This is a genomic window from Vibrio sp. 1159 (genome assembly GCF_033340395.1).
GTDB lineage: Bacteria > Pseudomonadota > Gammaproteobacteria > Enterobacterales > Vibrionaceae > Vibrio > Vibrio alginolyticus.
Window position 1 is genome coordinate 1 of sequence record NZ_JAWOWL010000183.1, and the last position, 1,059, is coordinate 1,059.

The 1,059-nt window shown below is 46.4% G+C and carries 2 pseudogenes; both read left to right on the top strand.

What is annotated here, in order from left to right:
* A pseudogene (locus tag R7127_RS26865) lies at positions 1 to 779 on the top strand (hypothetical protein); the annotation flags it as partial.
* Positions 763 to 1,059, top strand: a pseudogene (locus R7127_RS26870) (GGDEF domain-containing protein); the annotation flags it as partial. The pseudogenes R7127_RS26865 and R7127_RS26870, both read left to right, overlap by 17 nt.

Below are 1,059 nucleotides of genomic sequence, written 5' to 3' on the forward strand. Positions count from 1 at the left end.
TGGCCATTGAGCACGATCTAACGTGGATGAAAGCACACTCTTTCATCAGTCGAGCAAGACTAGAGCTACTGCGTAAAAACACGGACAGCGCAGCCGAGTTGTTGCTTGCCGCAGAAGAATCCGCGCTTAATTTCGATAACGGCGAACTGCTAAGTCAGATCTGTTTTCAGCAATCTCGCGTTGCTGAAGAGCAAGGCGATTTCGAAGCGGCATTTAATGCGTTTAAAAAATACCGCAAACATGCACTGAAAATGCTCAAAGAGCAGACCAATCGTGTCAGCATGGATAAAGCGCGCGGCTCAAAACGCCAACTCGAACAACGTGCTCGCAAGCTCATCAATCGTATTCGCTCTCAACATGAATACGATCCCGAAAAGCAGTTTTCTAACGTCGTTTCTGAAACGTACTGGTGGGAACAACTGGTTCTATTTAAGACTGAGCTTAAACGCTCTAACCATGCGGTGATCATGATTCGCCACTCCAATCCTGCGTTTCTCGATGCGTGCACTGAACTGGTTCACTCATTAACGACGCCAAGCGATCTCATTTCACGCCTATCTAGCGATCGACTCGCTATGTTGATTGCCGAAAAAGATCAAGCCGCAGAAGAGCTCTACCGAACCGTGCATGCCATGTTAGACATTTATCCATGGGAACGACGTGGCCTCAAAGGGCCAAAACCGACATTGTATTTACAAGACATCCTGACTTTCCCATTTACTTTAGAGCAGTTGGAAGAAAGCTATATTGAGGTAATGAAGAATGGAACTACTGCTTAGCAAAGTCACTGACGCAGGCATCGATCCTTCTTCTGTTTCTGGGGAAGAAGCCATCACGCTTTGGGAACATATCGGTCGACACATTGCGTCCACCAGCCGTGAAAAAGCACATTGCTTAGTTATCAGCGCAGAATACCGACGCGAAATCAAACAGCTTTGTGACAGTATCGAAGAGCTTAGACAAGCATTAGAGCTGCTCTCATTACCTGAGGATGTCGAAGATATACTGTCGGTCAAAGCAAGTTTAAGCGAACGCTTAGTTGAAGTTGGTGATTACAAC